The organism is Vibrio sp. 1288, assembly GCF_033344475.1.
In genome coordinates this window covers 1-571 of sequence record NZ_JAWPOX010000898.1, presented here as the reverse complement: position 1 = coordinate 571, position 571 = coordinate 1, and the positions used below count along the sequence as shown (strand labels likewise).

The window sequence follows — 571 nt, the reverse complement described above, 5'->3', positions numbered from 1 at the left end:
TATTGCAATGAGAACAGGTTGTAATCACGAGGAGTCAGAACGCCACCCCATGTATCAAATACCATAACTGACTGCGCGCCGGCTTTGATTTGTGCATTTAGGTAGTCAATCACGCTATCTGCTAGCTTATCCAGTAGAAGATGCAGAGTTTGAGGTTCTGCGTACATCATCTTCTTGATCTTCGTGAAGGCCTTAGAGCTACCACCTTCAACCATGTAAGTCGCAAGCGTCCATGGGCTACCAGAGAAACCAATTAGAGGTACATCACCATTCAAATCTTTACGGATTTGACGCACGGCATTCATTACGTACTGCAGTTCACCTTCTGGATCTGGCAGACCGATTTTCTCTACGTCGGCTTTGCAAGTAATTGGGTTATCGAAGACCGGACCTTCACCAGCAGCAAAACGCAGACCCAGACCCATTGCATCTGGGATAGTTAGGATGTCAGAGAACAAGATCGCTGCATCAAGAGGAAAACGGCGTAGTGGTTGAAGAGTTACTTCAGACGCCAGCTCCGCATTCTTACACAAAGACATGAAATCGCCCGCTTGAGCACGCGTAGCTTTGT

1 protein-coding gene is annotated in these 571 nt (G+C 47.3%); it reads right to left on the bottom strand.

Going from position 1 to position 571, the window contains the following annotated elements; translation table 11 throughout:
- Positions 1 to 571: uroporphyrinogen decarboxylase family protein (locus R8O11_RS29980; RefSeq protein WP_318195230.1), on the bottom strand; the 571-nt coding region annotated here is incomplete at both ends.